Source organism: Terriglobia bacterium (assembly GCA_020072785.1).
Lineage (GTDB): Bacteria > Acidobacteriota > Terriglobia > Acidiferrales > UBA7541 > Acidiferrum.
On sequence record JAIQGG010000003.1, the window covers coordinates 70,874 to 94,234 of the forward strand.

A 23,361-nucleotide genomic window follows, 5' to 3' on the forward strand; every position below is an offset into this window, starting at 1 on the left:
ACAAGTGCCCCTGCAAGTCTTTAGGCGTTTTCTCTGCTTGGGACACTTTGACGGTCAAGGCGGTGTCTAATTGGATGTGAGTGGTCGCAACCCACAGCAACCACGGTCAGCATTTTGCCTTGTTCTGCGGACGTTGATGATCTCTTGCCTCGTGGGCGTTGTCTTGACCCTTTCCTATCTTGCGATCTACAGCTTCAGCCTCCAGCGCAACGCTCGCGCCCTTCTCCGGGACATGCGAACCATTACCGTGGGCAAGAGCACAGGCGAAGAGGCCGTCCAAATCGCCAGGAAATGGCGCGGAATGATTTACATAGAGAAAGAAACCGCTGGCGCGTCATCCCTTGAGAACCCCGCTCATTATGAAGAAGCCCCGTTGAGCAATTGCATCGCGGATGACTGCAACCTCACGTTATATGTCCAGAACAAGTGGTCCCAGTGGCACTTCTCTTACTTGGACCAGCGTCCGATGCTTCGTCGCTGGCTGCCCCTCAAGGGCATGGTCGCCTCACTCAAGGTCAGAAAAGGAATTGTTACGGAAGAGTATGTAACCCTTGGTCTCGAGGAAGAAGAGCTCTCATACGAGGCGGACACGCAGATCAGCAGCGATCCGTCAATTCGCTCCACTTGGAACATCACACACCATACAGCCCACAATTCAGGCAGATCTGGCGGCACCCGGATGACAGATCACATCCGCGTACAGGCCACGCCTCTTGCGACTCCGGAACAACTTGCCATGGCCCTCGATTTTGATCTTCGCTGCATGCGTCTGGGCGTTCACTGCACCGAATGCCAGTTGCTGCCCAAGATTTGTGAGTACGAAAAGCATGGGGACTGGTATTACTTCACCATGCCGCCGGATCTGTTTGTGGCCTTTCAAAAGGCGGTAAACAGCCTGCCCCTCGGAATCACAAGCAAGGCTTTGCATACAAGGATCGGAGATGAGAACCCATTCAGAAATTCCGCGGCTCGGATAGACGATGGCAGCCGCCATAGGGGCGGTATCCTGCCTTTCGATTTCCCCGACTCTACGGTATTTGCGGACCTGGAACCTGCTCGTTTGACGTACTACCTGAAGAAATGGCGCGAAATCCGCCAGGAACCCCTCCGCGACCGCCGCGTCACCTTTGTCTTCGACAAAAATGACCGGCTCGCACAGATCGAATCCCACGCCGAAGGAATCCCCAGTCGCCCCTAACGCCGGCCTTCCCCGCTCCCCCGCCGCCTCTTCCGCAATCCCAAGTACCACCGCAAACCATTCGAAACTAGTACCACTCAGTAATAAGTATAGACACGCCATCAACGCCATGCTACCCTGCGCCATGTCGCTCGCACCTCACCCCCGCCAACTCTCCCCTCGCCGCCCACCCCCTCTCCTTACCTCGTTACCTCATTACCTCTTTTCCTCCCCTCGCTTTATCTCCTGCATTCTCAATAACCTGCGCACTCTTTCGCCCCACGGCCACCACGCAACTCCTTTGCAATCAAGCACAACCGCACTCTTTCTGTCGCAACGGCGCCGGTACACTCCCTCCCCCTCCGCCCCCCTCACAATGAGACAAAAAAATGCAGCATCCATCCCCATCGGCATGCTCTCCTCTGTCACGACTCTGCAAACCGTGAAACTTCCCCCCGGCTTATGCGTCTTTACCAAAAGGGTGCTATTTTTGTGTCTCCAGGTCCCGCCCGAATCACCGGCCATACCCGATCGTCCGTTCGTGGAGGAAACATGTACGTTCTGAAAGACAATCTTCTCCGTGGCTTCGCGGCCTTCGCCGCGTTCTTGATTTTCCTGCCCTCTCTGGCCCCGCCGGCCGCGGCCGCCCCGCCTGCCCCACCTGCCCCACCTGCCAAAGACGAGTTCCGCGTTCCGGTCGAGTATTTCAAGCTCCCCAACGGCCTGCGCGTGGTGCTCTCCCCGGACCACACCGCTCCTACCGTCTGCGTCGCCGTCTATTACCGCATCGGATTCCGCATCGAGCCGAAAGACCGCACCGGCTTCGCGCACCTCTTCGAACACATGATGTTCCAGGGCTCGCAGAACCTGGGCAAGATGGAGTTCATCAAGCTGGTGCAGCAGAACGGCGGGATCCTGAACGGCTCGACGCGCTTCGACTTCACCAACTATTTCGAAGTGCTCCCGGCAAACAAGCTGGAAACCGCGCTGTGGGCCGAGGCCGACCGCATGGGCGGGCTGGCCGTGACCGAAGAAAACCTGAAGAACCAGCAGGGCGTGGTGAGCAACGAAGTGAAGGTGAACGTGCTGAACCGGCCCTACGGCGGCTTCCCCTGGCTGGACATGCCCCAGTACGCCAATTCCAACTGGTATAACGCGCACAATTTTTACGGCGACCTGAAAGACATCGAGGCGGCCACGCTGGTGGACGTGCAGTCCTTCTTCAAGACCTACTACGCGCCGAATAACGCGGCGCTGGCGATCGTCGGGGACTTCGATCCGGCGGAGGCCAGGCGCTTCGTCGAGAAATATTTCGGCGCCCTCAAGCCCTCGCAGCTCCCCGCGCAGCCCGACCTGACCGAGCCCAAGCAGATCAAGGAAAAGCGCGCGACGAAGACCGACCGCATGGCCAACCGCCCCGCGCTGGCTTTCGCCTATCACATGCCGGAGCGCAACACCCCGGAATACTACGCCATGGGCGTGATCGACCAGCTGCTGCTGCAGGGCGACGACAGCCTGCTGCACCAGGAACTGGTGCAGAAGCGCGGGCTGACCGGCGATGTGAGCGGCGGCATCAACATGCTGGGTAACCTCTACGACTACAATGGGCCGATGCTGTGGATCGCCAGCCTCTTCTACGACCCTGCAACCAATCCCGACACGATCCTGGCCGCCACGGACAGCGCCATCGAGACGCTGCGCAGCAAGCCCGTGGACCAGAAGACGCTGGACCGCGCACGGGTCAAGCTGCGCTCCGACCTCTACGACAACATGGGCTACCTCGGCGGCTTCGGCCTGGCCGACCTGCTGGCGAGCTTCGCGCTGTTTGACGACAACCCGGCGCGGGTGAACTCGCTCGCCGCGGAATTCCAGAAAGTCACTCCGGCGCTGATTCAGAAGACGGCTCAGGAATATCTGACCCCGGCGAACCGCACCGTACTGATCGTCGAACCGCAGGCCAAACCGGCGGAGTCTCCCGCCAAAACCCCGGCCGCGCCGGCAACGAACCAGTAGGAAGAGGAGAACCGATCATGAAGCGCACTCGCACACCAAACGGATTGCTGGTTCTGGCTGCATTCTTTTTCGCCATTCCCCTCTTTGCGCAGGCGCCTGCCGCGCCAAAGCAGACGCCGCCGGCGGGCGGTCCGCCGAAAGCCTTTACCGTGCCGGCGCACGAAAGCTACGCGCTGCCGAACGGCATGCAGGTCACCCTGGTGCCCTACGGCAATCTGCCGAAGGTCACGGTCAGCCTGGTTCTGCGCGCCGGCCAGGCCAACCAGCCCGCGGAGAAGCTCGGCGTGGCCAGCCTGACCGGCGAGTTGCTGAAAGAGGGCACCGCCACGCGCAGCGCCAAACAGGTGGCCGAGGAAGCGGCGCAGATGGGCGGGGCGATGGAAATCGGCATGGGCGAGGACGAAAGCTCGATCGCCACGGACGTGCTCTCGGAATACGGCCCGGAGGCGGCGCGGCTGGTGGCGGACGTGGCCCGCCACGCCCTGCTGCCCGAGTCGGAACTACCGCGGCTGAAGAACGACGCCCTGCGGCACCTGGCGATTGCGCGCACCCAGCCGCAGCAAATCGCCTACGAACGCTTCCGCAAAATTCTCTACCCCGATCATCCTTACGGACGGGTGCTGCCGGAGGCGGAAACCCTCGAGAAACTGACCATCGCCGATGCCAAACAGTTCTACGCGGAGAATTTCGGCGCGGCCCGCGCGCACCTTTATGTGGCGGGGCGCTTCGACTCCGCAGCGATGAAGAAAGCCATCGCCGAGAGCTTCGGCGACTGGGCGCGCGGGCCGGCGTCCTCCGTGGCCGTACCGAAGCCGGCGCCGGAGCGCGTGCTGGACGTTACCGATCGCCCGGGCGCGGCGCAGTCCACGCTGTATGTGGGCCTGCCGGTGCCCCCGGCGGCCAGCCCCGACAATATCCCCCTGGTGGTGACCAACGCGCTGCTGGGCGGCTCGTTCGGCTCGCGCATCACTTCCAACATCCGCGAGCAGAAGGGCTATACCTACTCGCCGCACAGCGAAATTTCGCGCCGCTACCGGGACGCCTACTGGGTGGAGACCGCCGACGTCACCACGGGGGTGACCGGCCCGGCGCTCAAGGAGATCTTCGGCGAGATCGAGCGGCTGCAGAAGGAAGCGCCGCCCGCCGATGAATTGACCGGAATCCAGCGCTATCTCTCCGGGATCTTCGTCATCCAGAACTCCTCGCGGGGGGCGCTGATCAGCCAGTTGCGCTATGTGAACCTCCAGGGGCTGGGCGAGGAGTACCTGAAAACCTACGTGCAGAAGGTCAACGCCGTGACGCCGGCGGAAGTGCAGCACATCACCGCGCAGTACATCAAGCCGGAACAGATGACCATCGTGGTCGTGGGGGACAAGGCCAGGATCGGCGAACAGTTGGCGCCGTTCGCCCCGGCCGCACCCGCGGCCAGGTAGGGGCATCGCGCTCCCCGGGATTTACGGGATGCGCGGCGTGCGCCGCCGGTTCGCCGGGGCGGGAGGAGCGCCGCGCTTCTTGCGCTGCGCTTTTTCCGAATAGAGTTTTTCGTCGGCCTGCGAGAGCAGCTTTTGAATGCGCTCGCCGTCTCCCTGATAGACGCTGACGCCGATACTCGCGGAGATGGGTGGCTGCTCCGTGCCGCCGGCCATCACCGCGCGGATGCGCTCGACCACCCGCCGCGCTTCTTCCTCGCCCGTTTCCGGAAGTACCAGGGCAAATTCGTCGCCGCCGTAGCGCGCGGCCGTGTCCACGGCGCGGCAGTGCACGCGCAGGATGTCCGAGACGCGGACGATGGCGCGCGTGCCGGTCAGATGCCCGAACGTGTCGTTGATCTGCTTGAGGCCATCCAGGTCCAGGAGGAGGACGGAGAAAGGCCGGCCGCTGCGGTTGGTGCGCTCGGTCTCGGCCTCCAGGACGTCGAGCAGGCGGCGGTAGTTAGCCAGACCGGTGAGGGGATCGCTGGTGGCGAGATGGCGCACCTGCTGGAACAGGCGCGCGTTGTCGAGCAGCGCGCCGCCGAGCGCTACGGCGTAGCTGGTCACCTGCAGACCCTGGGCCAGCAGGAACGGCCCGTCCAGCAGGCGCACAGACTGCGAGGCCGCAAGCTGCGCGGCAAGGCACAGCCAGACTGCGGCGTAGATCGTGCGGTCGAAGGCGGAATCGGCGTAGAACAGGCGTCCGCGATAGCCGAACAGGGCCAGGAAAAACAGCGCTGCGGGAAGCAACTGCAGCGGATTGGGGACGAGCGCGCCGGGCTGCGCCGAAATTTCCGCGGGAAGATGCGGCAGCGCGGCAGTGATCAGATAAGTGAGACCCACGACGCTCAGAAGCGCGGCGGCGGTCTCTCCCTTGGGATGCCGCGATTTCGGAAGGAACCAGTCCACCAGATAGGCGGCGACGAAGAGCAGGCAAAGCAGCAGGCGGTTCACCCACCAGGACACCGGAGCCCAGAAAAGGTGCACCGCGGACTCGCGCGAAAACTGGAAAAAGAAGACGCTGGAGGCTATGAGGATGGCGCCCGAGAGCAGGAAGCCCGCGCCGAGGAGCAGCGAGACACGGTCCTGCGTGCCGTAAAAACGCACGATGGCCACGGCGGCGAAAACCACCGCCAGCAGCCCGGCAATGACCTGTATGTAGCCGTGCAGATCGGAATCGGGCTGCAGCGGCGTGTGGCGCAGCCACAAGGCCAGTCCGAGAATTGCCAGGAATCCGCCGGTGTGAAACAGAAATACCGAGAGCGTGGAAGGGCCCGCCGCCGGACGTTCCTCCCCCACGCTACGTGCGTCCGGGTTGGGTGGGCGTGCAGGTTTCGTATGCAGCGGAATCTCCTCCAGGACCGAGGGACCACTACCAGCATGCGCGAAACGCCAAGCTCTTGGAAACTGGTCGAAAGAACAGGTGTGGCCGGAGAGCGACCTCTGCCAGCCTCCGGCGGCTTGCGGCCTGAGCAGCACGTGCCGCAAAGTACATGCTTCGCAGGGCGTCCAGCGAGACGCGGGGTGGCTTCCACGCAAATTCCGCAATCTTGGCCTGGCAAAGAAGGGGCGCAGGAGAAACGTTCGTGACGGCCGAACCGAAATCCGGCGGAGGGCCGCGCCTGCGGCGCACGCTAACGCTGGGGGACCTGATCCTCTACGGCGTGATCGTGATCCAGCCGGTGGCGCCCATGTCCGTCTTCGGGGTGCTGAGCGAGCGCGGCCGCGGCCACGTGGTCACCGCGCTGCTCATCGCCATGGTGGCCATGCTCTTCACCGGCATCAGCTACGGGCGCATGGCGCGAGCCTACCCCAGCGCGGGCTCGGCCTTCACCTACGTGGCGCAGGAGATTCATCCTGGGGCGGGCTACGTCACCGGCTGGAGCATGGTGATGGACTACATACTGAACCCGTTGATCTGCACGATCTGGTGCGCGCAGCAGGCCCATCAGTTCGCCCCCGGCGTACCGGTCTTCGCCTGGAAGATTTTCTTCGCCGTAGTTTTTACGCTGCTGAACATCCGCGGGGTCAAGACCTCCGCGCGCATCAACGCCGGCATGGCCGCGGGAATGGGTGCGGTGATCGCGGTGATCTTCGTGGCCGCAGTGCGCTTCCTCTTCAGCCATCCGCACAGCGACCCGGCCTTTTTCACGCGGCCCTTCTACGACCCGCAGACGTTCAGCTACGGGGGCCTGTTCGGGTGCACTTCTATCGCCGTGCTCACCTACATCGGTTTCGACGGCATCTCCACGCTTTCCGAAGAGGCGGAAAATCCGCGGCGCAACATCCTGCTGGCCACGGTGCTCACCTGCGTGGTCATCGGCCTGCTTTCCGCCGTGGAAGTTTACGCGGCGCAACTGGTCTGGCCGGCTGCACAGCCCTTTCCGGATGTGGACACGGCGTATGTGCACGTGGCGGGGCGCATGTGGGCGCCGCTGTTCGGCGTGGTGGGCTTCACGCTGTTGCTGGCGAATTTCGGCTCGGGCATGGGCGCGCAACTGGGCGCGGCGCGGCTGCTCTACGGCATGGGCCGCAGCAACGCCCTGCCGAAATCATTTTTCGGCGCGGTGGACGCCAAGCACCGCGTTCCGCGAAACAACGTCTTCTTCATCGGCGCGATCGTGCTGCTCGGCTCGTTCAGGCTCTCCTACGGCCTAGGCGCGGAGATGCTCAATTTCGGCGCGCTGATCGCCTTCATGGGCGTCAACGCCGCGGCCTTCCTGCGCTATTACGTGCGCGAGCCGGAGAAGAAGCTGGCCCATCTGCTTCCGCCGGTGCTCGGTTTCCTCATCTGCCTGGGGTTGTGGCTGAACCTGAGCCGCCCGGCGATGATTGCGGGCTCGGTGTGGATGGCGCTAGGGATCGCCTTCGGGGTCTGGAAGACACGCGGGTTCCGCAATCCGCTGTCGTTCGAAATCCCCGAAGAATAATGCTCGCCGCCGGTCTTTCCCTCTGGGTAAGCAGGAAACCTTCGCTGGCGTTTTCGCGGAATTTTGCGTATGACGGAAGCTTGCTTCCGGCACCCGTTACCTGCCGGATGCGCGCCAGGATAGCAACCGTGACGCAGAACTACATCGCAGCGCTCGACCAGGGCACCACCAGCACCCGCTGCATGATCTTTGACCGCGCCGCACGGATCGTCGCCGTGGCCCAGAAAGAACACGAGCAGATCTTCCCCAAGCCCGGCTGGGTCGAACACGATCCGCTGGAGATCGTGCGCCGCACTCAGGAAGTGATCGCGGAAGCCCTGGAGCAGCGCGGCCTGCGCGCCACGGATCTCGCCGCCATTGGCATCACCAACCAGCGCGAAACCTCCATCGTCTGGGAGCGCCAGACCGGGCGGCCGGTCTATAACGCCATCGTCTGGCAGGACATGCGCGTCGCCGAGGACGTGGCGCGCTACTCCGCCGCGGGCGGGCAGGACCGCTTCCGTGCGCAGACGGGCCTGCCACTGAGCACCTATTTCAGCGGGCTGAAGTTGCGCTGGATCCTCCAAAATGTGCCGGGGGCACGAGCCCGCGCGGAAGCCGGCGAGCTGCTCTTTGGCACCGTGGACAGCTACCTGGCCTGGCACCTTACCGGCGGCCCGAATGGCGGCATGCACCTCACCGACGTAACCAACGCCAGCCGCACCCAGCTCCTGAACCTGGCCACGCTCGATTGGGACGAGGCCATCCTCGCCGCGTTCGAAATTCCCCGCGCCATCCTCCCGCGGGTCCGCTCGAGCAGCGAGGTCTACGGCACGGCCACGTTAGCGGAGATCGCCGGCGTGCCCGTGGCGGGCATTCTCGGCGACCAGCAGGCCGCCCTGGTGGGGCAAGCCTGCTTCCAGCCGGGCGATGTGAAAAACACCTACGGCACAGGCTGCTTCCTGCTGATGAACACCGGGGAGCGTATCGTGCCCTCGAAGTCCGGCCTGCTGACCACCGTGGCCTACCAGTTCGGCCAGGAGAAGCCACGCTATGCGCTGGAAGGCAGCGTGGCCATCACCGGCGCACTGGTGCAGTGGCTGCGCGACAATCTCGGACTCATCGAAAAAAGCAGCGACATCGAGGCCCTGGCTCGCACGGTTCCGGACAACGGTGGCGTCTATTTTGTGCCGGCTTTTTCCGGGCTCTACGCCCCCTACTGGAAGGCCAGCGCGCGCGGAGTTATCGCCGGGCTGACGCGCTACGCCAACCGCGGGCACCTGGCACGCGCGGCCCTGGAAGCCACCGCCTTCCAGACCCGCGAAGTCGTGGAAGCCATGGAGCAGGATTCGGGTATCGCGCTCGATTCCCTGCGCGTGGATGGCGGCATGGTCCGCAATGATCTGCTGATGCAGTTTCAGGCGGACATCCTCAATCGCGAAGTCCTGCGTCCGGCGATTCAGGAGACCACGGCGCTGGGCGCGGCCTACGCCGCGGGCCTGGCCGTGAAGTTTTTTGCGGATACGAAAGAACTGCGCGCCCACTGGGCCGTGGACCACACCTGGAAGCCGCAACTCGCGGAAGCGCGGCGCGCGGAAATGTACCGCCAGTGGAAGAAGGCGGTGACGCGCTCATTCGACTGGGTGGACTGATGCGAGGAGGAGTAGAACGATGACATCCCCGTTGGTGGGCGAATTCCTGGGCACCATGATGCTGATTCTGCTGGGCGACGGCGCGGTGGCCGGCGTTCTGCTGAAACGCTCGAAAGGGGAAGGCTCGGGCTGGATGGTGATCACCACCGGATGGGCGCTGGCGGTAATGACCGGCGTTTTTACGGCCATCGCCTGCGGCAGCGCCGACGCCCACCTGAATCCCGCGGTGACCCTGGGCATGGCCGTGCGCTCCGCCAATTTTGCGAAGTTCGCGCCGTATCTTGCGGCGCAACTGCTCGGCGCGCTGGCTGGCAGCGCCCTTGTCTGGCTGCACTATCTTCCGCACTGGAAAGAGACGCCGGATGCCGAACGGAAGCTGGCCTGCTTCTGCACCACGCCGGCGATCCGCAACTTCGCGGCGAATCTCTTGAGCGAAATCGTCGCCACGTTCGTCCTGGTATTCGTGGCGGGCGCGATCTTTTCGAAGGCCGTGGCCGCGGCGGGACCTGCTGCCGGACTCGGGCCGTATCTGGTGGGCAGCCTGGTCTGGGGTATCGGACTCTCGCTCGGCGGAACGACAGGCTATGCCATCAACCCCGCGCGCGATTTCGGCCCCCGCCTGGCGCACGCGCTTCTGCCCATCGCCGGCAAGGGGGGCTCGGACTGGGGCTATGCGCCGGTGCCGGTGCTGGGCCCTCTCGTGGGTGGCGCGCTCGCCGGCGTGCTGATGCGCTTCCTCGCGTTCTGAGCAAACACTGCGAGGAGACGGGGCGGAGGATATGCTGCGCAAACGGGGGCGCGGAAAGCACCGCGAATGACAAAGAGGTACGGGCTCAGGTCCGCGAAGTCTTCTTCAGATCCCGCAGCAATTCTTTCTTGCGTACCACGGTGCGCGCCATCACATCCAGCGTGGTGTCCTGGAGATACTCCAGAAAGCCCGCGCGCAAATCCTTCCACTGGTCGTGCAGCGGACAGGGGGCATCGTCCGAACAGCGCTCCAACCCCACAGCGCACTCCTGAAACTGATCAAGCCCGTCGGTCGCCGCCACCACGTCACGCAGGGTGATGAGTTCCGCGCGGCGCGCCAGTTGGAAGCCGCCGCCGGGCCCGCGCCGCGACTTGAGCAGCCCCTTTCGCACCAGTTCCTGCAGAATCTTGCTGAGCACCGGAGCCGGGAGGCTTTCCGCCGTGGCAATCTCATCGGCACGTGCCGTCCCGTCCTTGGCAGACGCCAGATTGGACAGGGCCCGGATTGCGTACTCACAAGGTTTTGAATAGATCATGGATGGGGCCCCGCTCGCGATTATTGCCTACCCGCCACGGCTCGTCAATACGGCTTTAACTGTCCTTCTGGTTATTACTTTTCAATTCGCCAGTGGGTCATCTCCGAAATCCGCAGCTGGCTGCGAGCAAGACGAAGATTTGGACTTGACATTTACTCTATTACAGAATATACGGTCTGTAATTCCTTTGTAGGGTGCTGCCGATGGTTTTCCAACACGCCTCGGAGCTCGCGGTCAGAGCCTCGCTGTTTCTCGCCAAACAGCCTCCCGGAAAACTGACCCCCGTGCATGAGATTGCCGCGCAGACCGGCGCCTCCGAAGCGTACTTGGCGAAAATCCTGCAACGGCTGACCAGCGGCGGCCTGTTGCGCTCCTTCCGCGGCCCCGGCAAGGGCATGGAGCTGGGCCGCGCGCCAGAGGCGATCACCCTTGCCGATCTGGTGCGCGTCGTTGAAGGTTCGCGGCTCTCCGACAACTGCATTTTCGGGCTGGGGGACTGCTCGCCCGAGCATCCCTGTCCTCTCCACAATGACTGGCTTCCCCTGCGCACGGCCATTTTCGACCTCATGGAAAAGACCACGCTGGCGGACCTGATTCGTGCCGCACCCGGGTGGCCAGCACCCGAAGGCGCTCGGCCGCTCGGAGTTGCGGCTCCTCCGATGGCGACAGACACCCGGCAGGAGAGGAAATAGCCCACATGCGTTAGGGCATTCCTGTGGTGCCCGGGGCGCTGCCTCGCGATGTGCCGGCGCAGCGCCGCGCCCGCCACGTGGATGCAGTTTCTTGGCGGTTGACATTATCCTCTAGAATTCAGAGAATCACTTTTCTCTCCGTAGCAGGGTCAAACTATTATCCTCTTCGAACGGGGCCAGATGAAGCGTCAGAGATCTCTCACCGTGTGGCTGCTGGCCGCCACAGGTCTCTATCTCTACGCCTTTCCGTCCCCCACCATCTTCTATTTCGGTATTGTTCTGCTGCACACCGCCATCGGCCTATTGCTCGCCGCCCTCCTCCTGCCGCTCCTCGCGCGTCTCACCACCATCGAGAGCCTCGCCGCGCGCCTCGCCTGGATCCTCCTCGCCGCGGGCGCGGCCATCGGCGTCGCCTTCCTCTTTGTGGGAACCCCGCACCGCCTGCATGCCTGGCTCCTGGCGCACATTGTTCTGTCCGTTGCCGGTACGCTGCTCCTAGCGGCCTCCTGGCTCGCTGCGCGCGGACAACCCGCCGGCGCGAGCCAATTCGCGCTTCGTTTCGCAAGCTTGCTGCTGTTCACGGCCGCCGTCGCCTACGGCGCCTGGTGGGCTCGCGAAATCCGCTGGCGCGACTCCAATCGCATCATCAATCCCCCCATCGCTCCCGCGACGATGGACCAGGAAGGCGATGGCTCCCAGGGCCCCTTCTTCCCCAGTTCCGCGCAGACCCTCCACGGCGGCACCATCCCCGCCCAATATTTCATGCAGTCCGAAGCCTGCCAGCGCTGCCACAAGGACATCTACGACCAGTGGAACAGCTCCGCGCACCACTTTTCTTCCTTCAACAATCAGTGGTACCGCAAGAGCGTCGAGTACATGCAGGACGTCAATGGCGTAAAGCCCTCGAAGTGGTGCGCCGGCTGCCATGATCCCGCCCTGCTCTTCAGCGGCGAGTTCGACAAGCCCATCAACCAGATCATCGACCTCCCCGAATCCAAGGCCGGCTTGAGCTGCCTGATGTGCCACAGCATCGTCCGGGTAAAAAGCACCATGGGCCAGGGCGATTTCGTCCTCGAATACCCGAAACTCCACAAACTCGCGGCCAGCAAGAATCCGCTTTTGCGCACCGTCCACGATTTCCTCGTCCGCCTGAATCCCGAGCCCCACCGCCGCACCTTCCTCAAGCCCTTCATGCAAACCCAGACCCCGGAGTTTTGCGCGAGCTGCCACAAGGTGCATCTCGACGTCCCGGTGAACAACTACCGCTGGCTGCGCGGCTTCAACGAGTACGACAACTGGCAGGCCAGCGGCGTTTCCGGCGAAGGCGCGCGCTCCTTCTACTATCCCACCGCTCCTCTGAAATGCCCCGATTGCCACATGCCGCTCGTTCCCTCCCAAGACGACGGCAACATCAACGGCTTCGTCCACTCCCACCGCTTTCCCGGCGCGAACACCGCCCTGCCCTTCGCCAACCAGGACCAGACGCAGCTCGACCTGAGCCGCGAATTCCTGCAGAACGGCAACCTTTCCGTGGATATCTTCGCGGTCTCCCCCGCAGGGCCGCAGCAGGCCGGCGGTGAAGCCCCCGGCCCCGAACTGGCCACCACTTTCGCTGTCGGCGAGGAAGCCGAACAGCCCCGCCTCGCCGGACCCGCCGGAGAAGCGCGCCCGCTCACCGCGCCGCTCGGCCGCGTCGACGCCGCCGTCCGCCGTGACGACGACGTGCGCGTGGATGTCGTCGTGCGCACCAAGAAAGTCGGCCACTTCTTCCCCGGCGGCACCGTGGACGCCTTCGACGTCTGGCTCGAGTTGCAAGCCACCGATGAAAAAGGCCAGACTCTCTTCTGGAGCGGCAAGGTCGAAGACGGCGGCAAGGGCCCCGTCGATCCCGGGGCGCATTTCTACCGCTCCCTGCAAATCGACGCTCACGGCAACCCCATCAACAAGCGCAATGCCTGGGCCACGCGTTCCGTCGTCTACGTCCACCTCATCCCACCCGGCGCCGCGGACACCGTTCACTACCGGCTGCATATCCCGGAGAACTCCGGCGAAAAAATCACGCTCCACGCCAAGCTCAACTACCGCAAGTTCGCCTGGTGGAACACGCAGTTTTCCTACGCCGGGGTCCGCGACCCCGGCGGTGCACATTCCGGCGTGACCAAGGATTATGATGACGGCAAGTGGGTCTTCACCGGCGACACCTCACACGTTTCCGGAAACCTCCACCAGGTCCCCGATCTCCCCATCATCACCCTCGCCGAAGACACCAAGTCGCTCCGCGTCCTCCCTCGCACCGCGCCCGCACCGCCGCCGCAACTCGCGCTCGCCAAGGAGGACTGGGTGCGCTGGAACGACTACGGCATCGGACTCTTCCTGCAGGGCGATCTCCGCGGCGCGGAATCCGCCTTCGAAACGCTGACCCAGCTGGACCCGCGGAATCCCGACGGCTGGGTAAACATTGGCCGCGTCCGCGTGCAGGAAGGCGCGATCCCCGGCGCACGCGCCGCGCTCGAAAAAGCGCTGGCCCTGCAGCCCGGCCTGGCCCGTGCCAACTACTTCTACGCCCGCGTTCTCAAGAGTGAGAGCCGCTTCGACGATGCCGCCGCACGCCTGCGCTCCGTCCTCGCGCAATACCCGCGCGACCGCGTCGTGCGCAACGAGCTTGGACGCGTCCTCTTCATCCAGAAGCGCTACGCCGGCGCCGTGCAGGAATTCCTGCAGGTTTTGCAGATCGATCCCGAAGACCTGCAAGCCAATTACAATCTGATGCTCTGCTATAACGGCCTCGGCGACGAACAACGCGCCAACGAGTACAAGGCGCTCTATCTCCGCTTCAAGGCCGATGAATCCGCACAGGCCATTACCGGCCCCTATCGCCAGGCGCATCCCCAGGACAACAACGAGCGCCAGCCGGTCCACGAACACGTTTCCGTGGCCCTGGGTCCCGCCCGCCAATGAAAAGAGGCCGCGTGAAAACGTTCCTTGCAGCGGTCCTCGTCTGGACCCTTGCTGCGTTTCTGCTCCTCCAAGCCGGGCAGGGTGCTACTTCCCTGTCCTCTCCGGTGGCCTTTCGCGACGTCACCCAGCAGGCCAGCATTCACTTTGTCCACAACACCGGAGCCTTCGGGAAAAAATTTCTCCCCGAAACGCTCGGCCCCGGCGTGGCCTTCCTCGACTACGACAACGACGGCTGGCCCGACATTTTCCTCGCCAACGGAATGGACTGGCCCGGCCATGTCCGGCAGCGCTCCACCCCGCGCCTCTACCACAACAATCACGACGGCACCTTCACCGACGTCACCCGCAAGGCCGGTCTGGCCATCGCGATGTACGGCATGGGAGTAACCGTCGGCGATTTCGACAACGACGGCTTCGACGATCTCTTCCTCACCGCCTTCGGCCAGAGCCGGCTCTTCCACAACAATGGCAACGGCACTTTCACCGATGTCACCCAGAAGGCCGGACTCGGCGGCATCAAGGAGTTCAGCACCAGCGCCGCCTGGGTCGATTACGACAAGGACGGGCACCTCGATCTCGTCGTCGCCAATTACGTCCAATGGTCCCCGGAGACCGACTTGTACTGCACGCTCACTGGAAAAACGAAGTCCTACTGCACGCCGGAATCCTACCAAGGCGTTTCCGTGCGCCTCTGGCGCAATCGCGGCAACGGCACCTTCGAAGACGCGACCCAGAAAGCCGGCCTCGCCGATCCCACCGCGAAAACCCTGGGCGTCACCGTTCTCGACTACGACAACGACGGCTGGCCCGATCTGCTCTTCGCCAACGACACCCAGCCCAACAAGCTCTACCGCAATAACGGCAACGGCACCTTCACCGAAAAAGGCGTCATCGCCGGCATCGCCTTCAGCGAAGACGGCGTGGCCCGCGCGGGCATGGGCATCGACGCCGCCGACTACGACCGCTCCGGCCATTCCAGCATCCTCATCAGCAATTTCTCCAATCAGATGCTCGCCCTCTATCACAACGAGGGCAACGGCCTCTTCGTCGACGTCGCTCCCGCCTCCGAGATCGGCCGCGCTTCCCTCCTCTCCCTCGGCTTCGCTTGCTTTTTCTTCGATTACGATCTTGACGGCTGGCCGGATATTTTCGTTGCCAACGGCCACCTGGACCCGGACATTCAGCGCGTCCAGGCCGACGTCCGCTACGCGCAGCCGCCGCATCTTTTCCGCAATCTCGGCAACGGGCAATTTCAGGAAGCCGCGCGTACCATGGGCGCCGCCTTCAACCGGCCCCGCGTCGCCCGCGGCGCCGCCTACGCCGACATCAATAATGACGGCCGGCTCGACCTCCTCGTCGCCACCAACGGCGGCTCTCCCGCCCTTTTCCTCAACCAGGGCGGCGGCAACAACAGCCTTCGCGTGAAGCTCGTGGGCACAAAATCCAATCGCGACGGGATCGGCGCCGTCGTCCGCCTCACCTCCGGCAGCGCTGTGCAGTCCCAGATGCTGCGCAGCGGCTCCAGTTATCTTTCCGCGAGCGAACTCGTTCTCACCTTTGGTCTCGGCACGCTGTCCCGGGCCGACGCCATCGAAATCCGCTGGCCCAGCGGCCAGACCGACAAACTCAGCAACATCGCCGCGGGACAGACCATCACCGTCACCGAAGAAAAAGGCATCACCGCGTCGCGGGCCTACGCCAGGAGATAGCTTGCGGCGCGGCGGTCCGCTTCGCAAGCGGCAGGCCCATCCCGCGCGCGGGAATCTCGTCTAGAATGGGGATGGTTCCGGCGCAAACAGGCCGCACTTTAACTGCAGGGAGATGGAGAACCTTATGAGTCTCATGCGTTCGCTGCTGCTGGCGGCTTCGCAAAATAGTTCGCTCCGCGAGCGCGCCTCGCGTTACCGTTTCGTCCGCCGCAGCGTCTCCCGCTTCATGCCCGGTGAAACCCTCGACGACGCCCTGCTGGCCGCACAGGCCCTGGGCCTCCGCAAGATCGGCGCGGTCTTCACGCATCTCGGCGAAAACATCAACGATGCGGGCGAAGCCAAGCAAGTCACCGAACACTACCTGGGCGCGCTCGAGCGCATCCACGGGCAGAACCTCCGTGCGGAGATTTCCGTCAAGCTCACCCAGCTCGGCTTGGACCTTTCTCCCGACCTCTGCTTCGCCAACCTGCAAGGGATCATCGCCCGCGAAAACAAAAACTCCACCGTGTGGATCGATATGGAAGCCAGCAACTATGTGGATGTGACGCTGGATCTCTACCGCCGCGCCCTCGCGGCCTTCCCCAACGTCGGCATCTGCCTGCAGGCCTATCTCTACCGCACCAAAGACGACCTCGCGAAGCTTCTGCCCCTGCGCCCCTCCATCCGCCTGGTCAAAGGCGCCTACAGCGAGCCGCCGGAGGTCGCTTTCCCCCGCAAGCGCGACGTCGACGAAAACTATTTCGCCCTGGCCCAGGAAATGCTCGGCGCCCAGGCCGCCAGGCAGTGCCTCCGCGCCGCCTTCGGCACCCATGACGTTACCCTCATCCGCCGCATCGCCGCTTTTGCCGCGCAGCAAGGCTTCCCCAAAGACGCCCTCGAAGTCCAGATGCTCTTCGGAATCCAGCGCGCCGAGCAGGAGCGTCTGGCCAGCGAAGGTTACCGCTCCATCGTTTTGGTTGCCTACGGTACCTACTGGTACGCCTGGTTCATGCGCCGCCTCGCCGAACGCCCCGCCAATCTGTGGTTTTTGATCCGCAACGTTTTTGCAGGTTGACCGATACCCAGAAATTTAGGAAGGACTCGTCGAGGCGAAAAGATTTGAACCTTCGGCCTCCTGTTCCCGAACAACAAAGCAACTTCACAAGCCGTTGTACGGGCGTCACTTACGGATCAGGAACCCTTCCAGTTGGGCTACTTGGGCAACCGCTCGCCCCGCAGACGAGAGCGCCAGAAAACACCAAGGGCTCCGAGACTGCATCTCGGAGCCCTTTCTTTGTGACCAGTGCGGACTGCCGTGATCTCCGTCTCCGCCCGCGCAACGCCGGGGACGACCTGCAGTGACATCTATTTACCCATGTGCGGTACGAGAACCTGGCAGGAAGGAATTACTGAGGGCGTTCGCGAGGCACGTGGGCGAAAGACGATTGGGCCCACAATTTACCATTGCTGGCAGGATGAAGCAGGGCAGGCGAAGATCTGCGTGGGAGTCGCGCCGCGAACCTTCAGGCCTTAGCGGCAGACTGCAGGGATTCCCATTTCATCTCCGCGACTCTCAGTTTCGGGTGGGAGACCAGGAGATGCCAAATCATCGCCTGAAAAGATTCCGTGTGCGGAGTCACCGTGGAGGAATTGACGACGGGAACAAGCACGCAGGCATTCGCCACCTGAGCCGTGTAGCCTCCGTCGCGGCCGACGACGCCGCAAATCGTGGCGCGCACCTCCCGCGCGTAGTCGAGCGCCCGCACCAGGTTCGCGCTGACATTCTTCTTGGCATCTCCGCCGCCGACGGAGATCACGAAGATCATGTCTTTTTCGTTCAACCGGCTCCCGCGCAGCCAATTGGCGTAGCACGTATCCCAGCCCTCGTCGTTCACCCGCGCTGTCAGTTCCGATACGTTGTCCGAGGGCGCGTACGCCTCGATCTGCGCGATCTTGCGGAAATCGCAGACCGCGTGGGACGCATGGCCCGCTCCGCCGCCCACGCCAAGCACAAAAAGCCGCCCCCCTCGCTGCCGTAATTCCACGAGCAGATCCACGGCCTCCTCAATGGCCCGCTGATCCACCTGCCGGAGAATCATTGTGGCTTCTTCGATATATTGCCTGACGTAACCCATCGCGATTGTCCTCCCCGAGTGACGTTAGTCCTGCTCTTTCCGCGCCAGCACCAGTGTGGAGTAGCCAACCAAAACTCGCCCCAAGGTGCCGTAATACAAAGCTTGCGACACCCAGCGCACCAGCATCTTCCCGAGATTCCGGCGCAACTCGGCGTTGAAGATGAGCGGGGCGTTTTCCAGCGCAACAATTCGGAACCCGCCGTGCTGCAATAAAGCGGCGATGGTGCACGGTTGAAATGAGCACAGGTGGTCCGGCAGCTTGAACCCGGCGAGGACACTCTTGGGCTGTTCCAGCCAATAGGGATTCCGCAGTCCGAGCCTGCGCCGCAGCCGTCCGAGCAAATCGTGAAAGCGCGCATCCGGGACCACGACGGCAAGAACGCCTCCGGGCGCCAGAATTTGCCGAAGCTGTTCAAGGGTGCGTGCCGGATCCGGGAGGTGTTCGAGCACGTTTAACAGGCTGATGACATCGAACTGCCGGCCGCCGCGGACCGCGAGGTATTCTTCAATCATTCCGTGATAGATCTCGATCCCGTGCTCCTCCCGCGCGAATTCCGAGCCGCTTTCCGACGGCTCAATGCCGAAGACGGAAAATCCTGCCTCTTTCATGCACCGCAGAAAATTCCCCGATCCGCACCCGATGTCAAGGACCGTCCCCGATCGCCTGATCCGCAGGATTGCCCGGCGCACCCCGCGATTGAAGTGCTCTTCCCTCTTCCGCCACTGCTCCCCGTCATCGTAGCTGGCGTAGAACTCGCGCAACTCTTCCGGCGCCGGTTGCGGATTCACGTACCAGAGCCCGCACTCCCGGCATTGCGCGATGCGGTATCCCCGCGCTTCCAGATACGGAACATGCTCGGTGCTTGAACAAACATGGCACGCTACTGTCTTGCGCACGCTGAGGGCACGACTTGTCGCATGAGTCGCCATTCCCCGTAGCTCCCAGAAGTCAAGATACGTTCCTGCTGCGCGCAGGCTAACAACCCGCCGCCGGGCATCTCCGCGGCAAAACACTCTTCAGACAATCGCTCCCCACTTCCGACTGGATAATCTGGCACGCTTCCCACAGATCCTTTGCTACCAGGTGAGGACGCACCTCGGGCCCCTCCGTAAACTGGCAGATCTCGCATTTCCAGCGGCCCGCAAAGATCGTGCGGCAGCCGGCGCGCAATCCCGCGACCAAGTCGGGAATCCCGTCGCCGATCATGTAGCATTCATCGAGTCCGACCTTCAGGCTCTGCGCGGCCTGTTCCAGCATTCCAATTTCCGGCTTACGGCACCGGCAGCGCTGCCGCAACTCTGGAACGCGCCCTTCCGGGTGATGCAGGCAATAATAGATCCGATCGACGCGCCCCCCGGCCTCGCCAATGCCCTCCAGCATCCTGCGTTCAAAAAGCTTCAGGGTATCCAGCTGGAGATGTCCCTTGGCGATTCCCGGCTGATTCGACACGATGGCGATTTTCATGCCTATGTCGTTCAGGACACGGATCGCCTCGGGAACACGAGGAAGCAGGGTGAATTGTGACGCGGTGAATGGCGCATCGATCACGCCGGCGTCCTGGTGATAGACGAGGGCATTGATCACACCATCGCGATCGAGAAGAACTGCTTTCATGTTTTGATTGCCTATGTGCCGGGCGATTTACCGCCTGCAACAATCGCTCGCAGCAGGTTCCGGCCCCGCAGGCACCCATGACCGCGGGAAAACTGGGGGATGAACAAGCAGAACTCTCCAACACGAATCGCTAGCCAGACGATTTTGCGGCCAGAACTAATCCGTTTTCGTGGTTGTTCTGCCGCTGGATATGCGCGAGACGCCCGTCGCGCGAAACGGCATCGAAAATGACCTTACTGCCTTCAAAATCGAACCGGAAGTTCAGTTCCCGCAAACCGGCATTTCGCATGGCCTCGCGCAATTGCGACTTCTTCTCCTCGCAGTAAAACATGAGAAATCCCCCGCCGCCGGCCCCAGAGATTTTCCCCCCGATGGCCCCGTTCTTCTTGGCCAGCTCATACCACGCGTCAATCTGCGGATTGGTAATCCCCGCGGAGAGCCGTTTCTTCGATTCCCAGTGCAGGTCCATTAATTCCCCAAAACGCCGCAGATTGCCCTTCGTGATTGCGCTGCAAATTTCGATCCCGACGTCCTTGATCTCGCGCAGGCTGCTTACGACGATCTGATCGTTGCCCCGGGTGGCCGCGTCCTGTTTCTGAAGAATCTTCGTGGCATCCCGTACGTCGTGAGTGTAGAAGAGCACAATATTCTGTTCCAGCCCCTCCAGCAGCTCCACGTTTAAGTTCATGCGCGCAACATCCACTTTGCCATCGTGGTCGATATTGAGCACCGTCAAGCCGCCGAAGGCCGCCATGTACTGGTCCTGCTTGCCAATAGGCTTTTGCAGCACTTCCAGTTCGAGGTAACACGCCTCTTCCGCTAGCTTCTGCGGGGTGGCCTGGTCCTGCCGCAGGACGTGCAGGGCATTGAGCAGCCCCACCAGGTACGAGCTCGAAGAACCCAGTCCGGTTCCCGCGGGTATGTCGGCGATCGAGACGATTTCCAGCCCGTTGGGGATGCCGAAGTAGCGCAACGCCTCGCGCGCCAGCGTGTGCTGCACTTCGTCCACATGGTCGACCATCTCGGATGTGCTGTAACGCACCCGAATCTTATCGTCCAGGATGGGCGTGTTCACGCTCAGAAACATGTACTTGTCGAGTGCCACCGCCAGAATCAGACCGCCATGCTCGCGGTAAAATGACGGGAGATCGGTGCCTCCCCCGCCAAGTGTGATCCGGAACGGCGTTCGTGTAATGATCATGCCCCCCCCTAACCGGATGAATTGCTGCAACTCTCATTGCCCGCAGAAACGTATTTCCGCTTGGTTTGGCTATGGCCTGGCGTGGGCCGCGGAAACATTTGCTAGCTCCGCTTCCCTCTGGAAGTAAGCCACCGTCATGCCTGCTCCTTCGGAAAGGGTTACTTGCGGCTCCCACTGGAGAATGGCTTTCGCCTTCGCGATGTCGAGACAGATCCTGTCGATTTCCCCCGGCCGTCGCGGAACAAAGTGCGGCTCGACCCGTTTGCCCAGGAGGTCGCGCACGCGCTCGAATACTTCCCGGTCCCTAGTCTCCACGCCGCTGCCGATATTGAATATCTCGTTGCTTCCCCGCTCCAGGGCCGCGACGTTCGCGGCGACGACATCAGAGATGTAGACATAGTCCCGTACTTTGTTTCCGTCTCCATAGATGACCGGCTGGACTCCCCCCAGCATCTGCTCGGAGAAGATGGCGAATACCCCGGCCTCGCCCTGCGAGCTCTGTCGCGGCCCATATACGTTTCCGTACCGCAAAACGGCATATTGCAGTCCGTAGAGAAACTGGAAGGTGAACAGGTAATGCTCTACGGTGTGTTTGCTGATGCCGTAGGGCGTGATGGGATTCATAGGGTAGCCTTCGGGAACGGGCGTCTTTTTGGGTTCTCCGTATCCTGCTCCCGCAGTGGCGGCATAGATAAACCTCTTTGTTCCGTGAGCCACAGCCGTTTCCAGTAAATTGATGGAGCCGAGAATGTTGACCTGGGCGTCGAAGAGAGGCTCCCGAACGCCGCGCCGCACGTCCATCTGCGCTGCATGGTGATTGACGATCGTCGGCTTTTCCGCGCGGAAGATCCTCTCCATAGCTTCCCGGTCCCGGATGTCGCATTCATAGAACCGGCACTTTGGATTCACATTTCTCTTCGAGCCCCGGGACAGATCGTCGACAACCACAACCTCGTGGCCTGCTTGCACGTAGGCGTCGGCGACGTGCGAGGCAATGAATCCTGCGGCTCCCGTGACCAGTATTTTCACACTTCCCCCTTCACTCAGTACGCCCCTTCGGCTTTCAGCACTTTCCAGAACGTTTTGGCGATGATCACCAGATCCAGCCAGATCGACCATTTGTCGATGTAGAACATGTCCATCTGCACCCGCTCCGCATAGGTGGTCGTTTGCCGGCCCATGACTTGCCAGAATCCAGTTACGCCGGGTTTGACGGAGAGCAACTTTTCCAGCAGCGGCCCGTAGTGCACCGCCTCCTCCTCGCGAATGGTTCGGGGGCCCACGAACGTCAGATCCCCTTTCAGGATGCTGAAGAATTGTGGAAATTCGTCCAGGCTGGACCGGCGCAACAAACGGCCGATTCGCGTGACCCGCGGATCGTCGATCAGCTTCTGCTTTTCGCGGAAACGAGAGCGCAGCGCTGCGTCCTGCTCCAATATCCGGTCGGCGTCCACATGCATGGTCCGGAATTTCAGGTAATAGCGGATGCTGCCGTCCTGCCCCAAATACGCGCTTCGGTAGAACAGCGGCCCGCGCTCTTCCAGATTCACGAGCACGAAGATAACGGGGGTGAGCAGCAGCGTCACCGCGCTGCCGATGAGCCCAATCACCAGGTCCAGCCCGCGCTTGATCACCCGCTGTACTGCGAGCGACCATTCCGGCTTGGCATAGAAACGGAAGCAGCCGGAGAATTCATCGTGTTCGTAGTTCAAATTGGCAGTGGCCAGAACGCTCGAATAGAGTTCCACGTCCACGCGCAGTTGCTTGCAGCGGAGCACGAGTTCCCGCAGCCATTCCTCGCCATCGGGAGCGGTAGGATAGGCCACGATAAGCAAGTTCGCTCCCGTACCTACCAGGGAGGCCTCCCAATCGTCTAGCGATCCCAGCACTGGAAGCGCGCGCATTTCCGCCGGGAGCGGCTCCGCCGCCGCGTCGAGCAGGATCCCGGCCACGTCGTAGCCTTGATGCCGCTGGATCGCAAGCAGCTGCTGGTATCCGCGCAGCCCGGCCGGAGAACCGATGAGCAGCGCGCGCCACCGGCACAGACCCGCCTTCCAAAGCTTTTCGTAGAGGGTTCGCAGCGTGAAGCGCAGCGCCAGCAACAGAAAACAAGCCAGCGCAAACCACATCAGCAGGAGGTACCGCGAAAACGCTTCCGCCCGGAAAACCACGAAGTTGAACAGCACCAGCCCCAGGAAACTCACCGTCAAGGCCTTGCAGCTCCGTTCCAGTTCCTGCTCCGGCCGGCGCAACTCCGGGCTCTTGTACCCTTCGAACAGGTACAGCACCACCGCGAAGAAGGGGATGTAGAAACGGTGGTACTCGGGGGGGTTGAGCCCGCTCAGGGGAATCTGCAGATAGTACTGCACAATGCGGACCGCAGCTATGTGCGCCAGCGTGATGGCCAGGACATCGCTCCCCAGATACGTCAGCTTGTGCAGTAGCGGCCATGCCAGTGGCCCGTAGGCAGGCCGCGCTTCGGCAGCTTCCGGCGCAAGCGTCAGCACTCCACTTTCCCGGTGCGCCATGGATTCGCGTGTGGACATGAACGACTCGCAGAACTGCG

18 protein-coding genes are annotated in these 23,361 nt (G+C 62.6%); 10 read left to right on the forward strand and 8 right to left on the reverse strand.

Features of this window, described 5'->3' with window-relative positions; genetic code table 11:
• Positions 1 to 163: 163 nt before the first annotated feature.
• The 3 genes from LAN61_10610 (at position 164) to LAN61_10620 (ending at position 4,623) form a co-directional block, all read left to right on the forward strand.
• Positions 164 to 1,198: a hypothetical protein gene (locus LAN61_10610; protein MBZ5540955.1), complete on the forward strand. Its 1,035-nt coding sequence runs from the start codon at positions 164 to 166 to the stop codon at positions 1,196 to 1,198.
• A gap of 531 nt (positions 1,199 to 1,729) precedes the next feature.
• Complete coding sequence (locus LAN61_10615; GenBank protein ID MBZ5540956.1) at positions 1,730 to 3,190, forward strand: insulinase family protein; 1,461 nt, start codon at positions 1,730 to 1,732, stop codon at positions 3,188 to 3,190.
• Between the two features lie 17 nt (positions 3,191 to 3,207).
• The gene (locus LAN61_10620; GenBank protein MBZ5540957.1) at positions 3,208 to 4,623 is read left to right on the forward strand and encodes an insulinase family protein; all 1,416 of its coding nucleotides are present in this window, start codon (positions 3,208 to 3,210) and stop codon (positions 4,621 to 4,623) included.
• 21 nt (positions 4,624 to 4,644) lie between these two features.
• On the opposite strand, the gene LAN61_10625 is transcribed toward LAN61_10620, so the two are convergent.
• On the reverse strand, positions 4,645 to 5,961 hold the full coding sequence (locus LAN61_10625; GenBank protein MBZ5540958.1) for a GGDEF domain-containing protein: 1,317 nt from the start codon (positions 5,959 to 5,961) through the stop codon (positions 4,645 to 4,647).
• Positions 5,962 to 6,155: 194 nt separating this feature from the next.
• On the opposite strand from LAN61_10625, the gene LAN61_10630 reads away from it, so the two are divergent.
• From LAN61_10630 to LAN61_10640, 3 genes are all read left to right on the forward strand, one after another.
• A complete protein-coding gene (locus LAN61_10630) occupies positions 6,156 to 7,592 on the forward strand; it encodes an APC family permease (GenBank protein MBZ5540959.1) in 1,437 nt (478 codons plus the stop codon).
• 107 nt (positions 7,593 to 7,699) lie between these two features.
• A complete protein-coding gene (glpK, locus tag LAN61_10635; GenBank protein ID MBZ5540960.1) occupies positions 7,700 to 9,223 on the forward strand; it encodes a glycerol kinase GlpK in 1,524 nt (507 codons plus the stop codon).
• 19 nt (positions 9,224 to 9,242) lie between these two features.
• Positions 9,243 to 9,971 (forward strand): aquaporin family protein, encoded by a 729-nt coding sequence (locus LAN61_10640; protein ID MBZ5540961.1) that lies wholly within the window; start codon positions 9,243 to 9,245, stop codon positions 9,969 to 9,971.
• 85 nt (positions 9,972 to 10,056) lie between these two features.
• Here LAN61_10640 and LAN61_10645 read toward each other — a convergent pair whose 3' ends face one another.
• Positions 10,057 to 10,506, reverse strand: coding sequence for an Rrf2 family transcriptional regulator (locus tag LAN61_10645; GenBank protein ID MBZ5540962.1), 450 nt, complete (start codon positions 10,504 to 10,506; stop codon positions 10,057 to 10,059).
• A 203-nt stretch (positions 10,507 to 10,709) separates the two neighbouring features.
• Here LAN61_10645 and LAN61_10650 point away from each other — a divergent pair, with 203 nt between their 5' ends.
• The 4 genes from LAN61_10650 (at position 10,710) to LAN61_10665 (ending at position 16,919) form a co-directional block, all read left to right on the forward strand.
• Entirely contained in the window at positions 10,710 to 11,198 is a 489-nt protein-coding gene (locus tag LAN61_10650; protein MBZ5540963.1) for an Rrf2 family transcriptional regulator, read from the forward strand.
• 180 nt (positions 11,199 to 11,378) lie between these two features.
• Positions 11,379 to 14,156 (forward strand): tetratricopeptide repeat protein, encoded by a 2,778-nt coding sequence (locus LAN61_10655; protein ID MBZ5540964.1) that lies wholly within the window; start codon positions 11,379 to 11,381, stop codon positions 14,154 to 14,156.
• Positions 14,153 to 15,865, forward strand: coding sequence for a CRTAC1 family protein (locus tag LAN61_10660; protein ID MBZ5540965.1), 1,713 nt, complete (start codon positions 14,153 to 14,155; stop codon positions 15,863 to 15,865). Before LAN61_10655 ends, LAN61_10660 begins: the two co-directional genes overlap by 4 nt.
• Before the next feature lie 124 nt (positions 15,866 to 15,989).
• Positions 15,990 to 16,919: a proline dehydrogenase family protein gene (locus LAN61_10665; GenBank protein MBZ5540966.1), complete on the forward strand. Its 930-nt coding sequence runs from the start codon at positions 15,990 to 15,992 to the stop codon at positions 16,917 to 16,919.
• Positions 16,920 to 17,367: 448 nt separating this feature from the next.
• On the opposite strand, the gene LAN61_10670 is transcribed toward LAN61_10665, so the two are convergent.
• The 6 genes from LAN61_10670 to LAN61_10695 form a co-directional block, all read right to left on the reverse strand.
• Positions 17,368 to 17,979: an SIS domain-containing protein gene (locus tag LAN61_10670; protein ID MBZ5540967.1), complete on the reverse strand. Its 612-nt coding sequence runs from the start codon at positions 17,977 to 17,979 to the stop codon at positions 17,368 to 17,370.
• Between the two features lie 24 nt (positions 17,980 to 18,003).
• Positions 18,004 to 18,768 (reverse strand): class I SAM-dependent methyltransferase, encoded by a 765-nt coding sequence (locus tag LAN61_10675; protein MBZ5540968.1) that lies wholly within the window; start codon positions 18,766 to 18,768, stop codon positions 18,004 to 18,006.
• Between the two features lie 187 nt (positions 18,769 to 18,955).
• Positions 18,956 to 19,594 (reverse strand): HAD-IIIA family hydrolase, encoded by a 639-nt coding sequence (locus LAN61_10680; protein ID MBZ5540969.1) that lies wholly within the window; start codon positions 19,592 to 19,594, stop codon positions 18,956 to 18,958.
• 130 nt (positions 19,595 to 19,724) lie between these two features.
• Positions 19,725 to 20,795: a galactokinase gene (locus tag LAN61_10685; GenBank protein ID MBZ5540970.1), complete on the reverse strand. Its 1,071-nt coding sequence runs from the start codon at positions 20,793 to 20,795 to the stop codon at positions 19,725 to 19,727.
• Positions 20,796 to 20,864: 69 nt separating this feature from the next.
• Positions 20,865 to 21,824 (reverse strand): NAD-dependent epimerase/dehydratase family protein, encoded by a 960-nt coding sequence (locus LAN61_10690; GenBank protein MBZ5540971.1) that lies wholly within the window; start codon positions 21,822 to 21,824, stop codon positions 20,865 to 20,867.
• Between the two features lie 14 nt (positions 21,825 to 21,838).
• The gene (locus tag LAN61_10695) at positions 21,839 to 23,341 is read right to left on the reverse strand and encodes an exopolysaccharide biosynthesis polyprenyl glycosylphosphotransferase (protein ID MBZ5540972.1); all 1,503 of its coding nucleotides are present in this window, start codon (positions 23,339 to 23,341) and stop codon (positions 21,839 to 21,841) included.
• Positions 23,342 to 23,361: the final 20 nt, after the last annotated feature.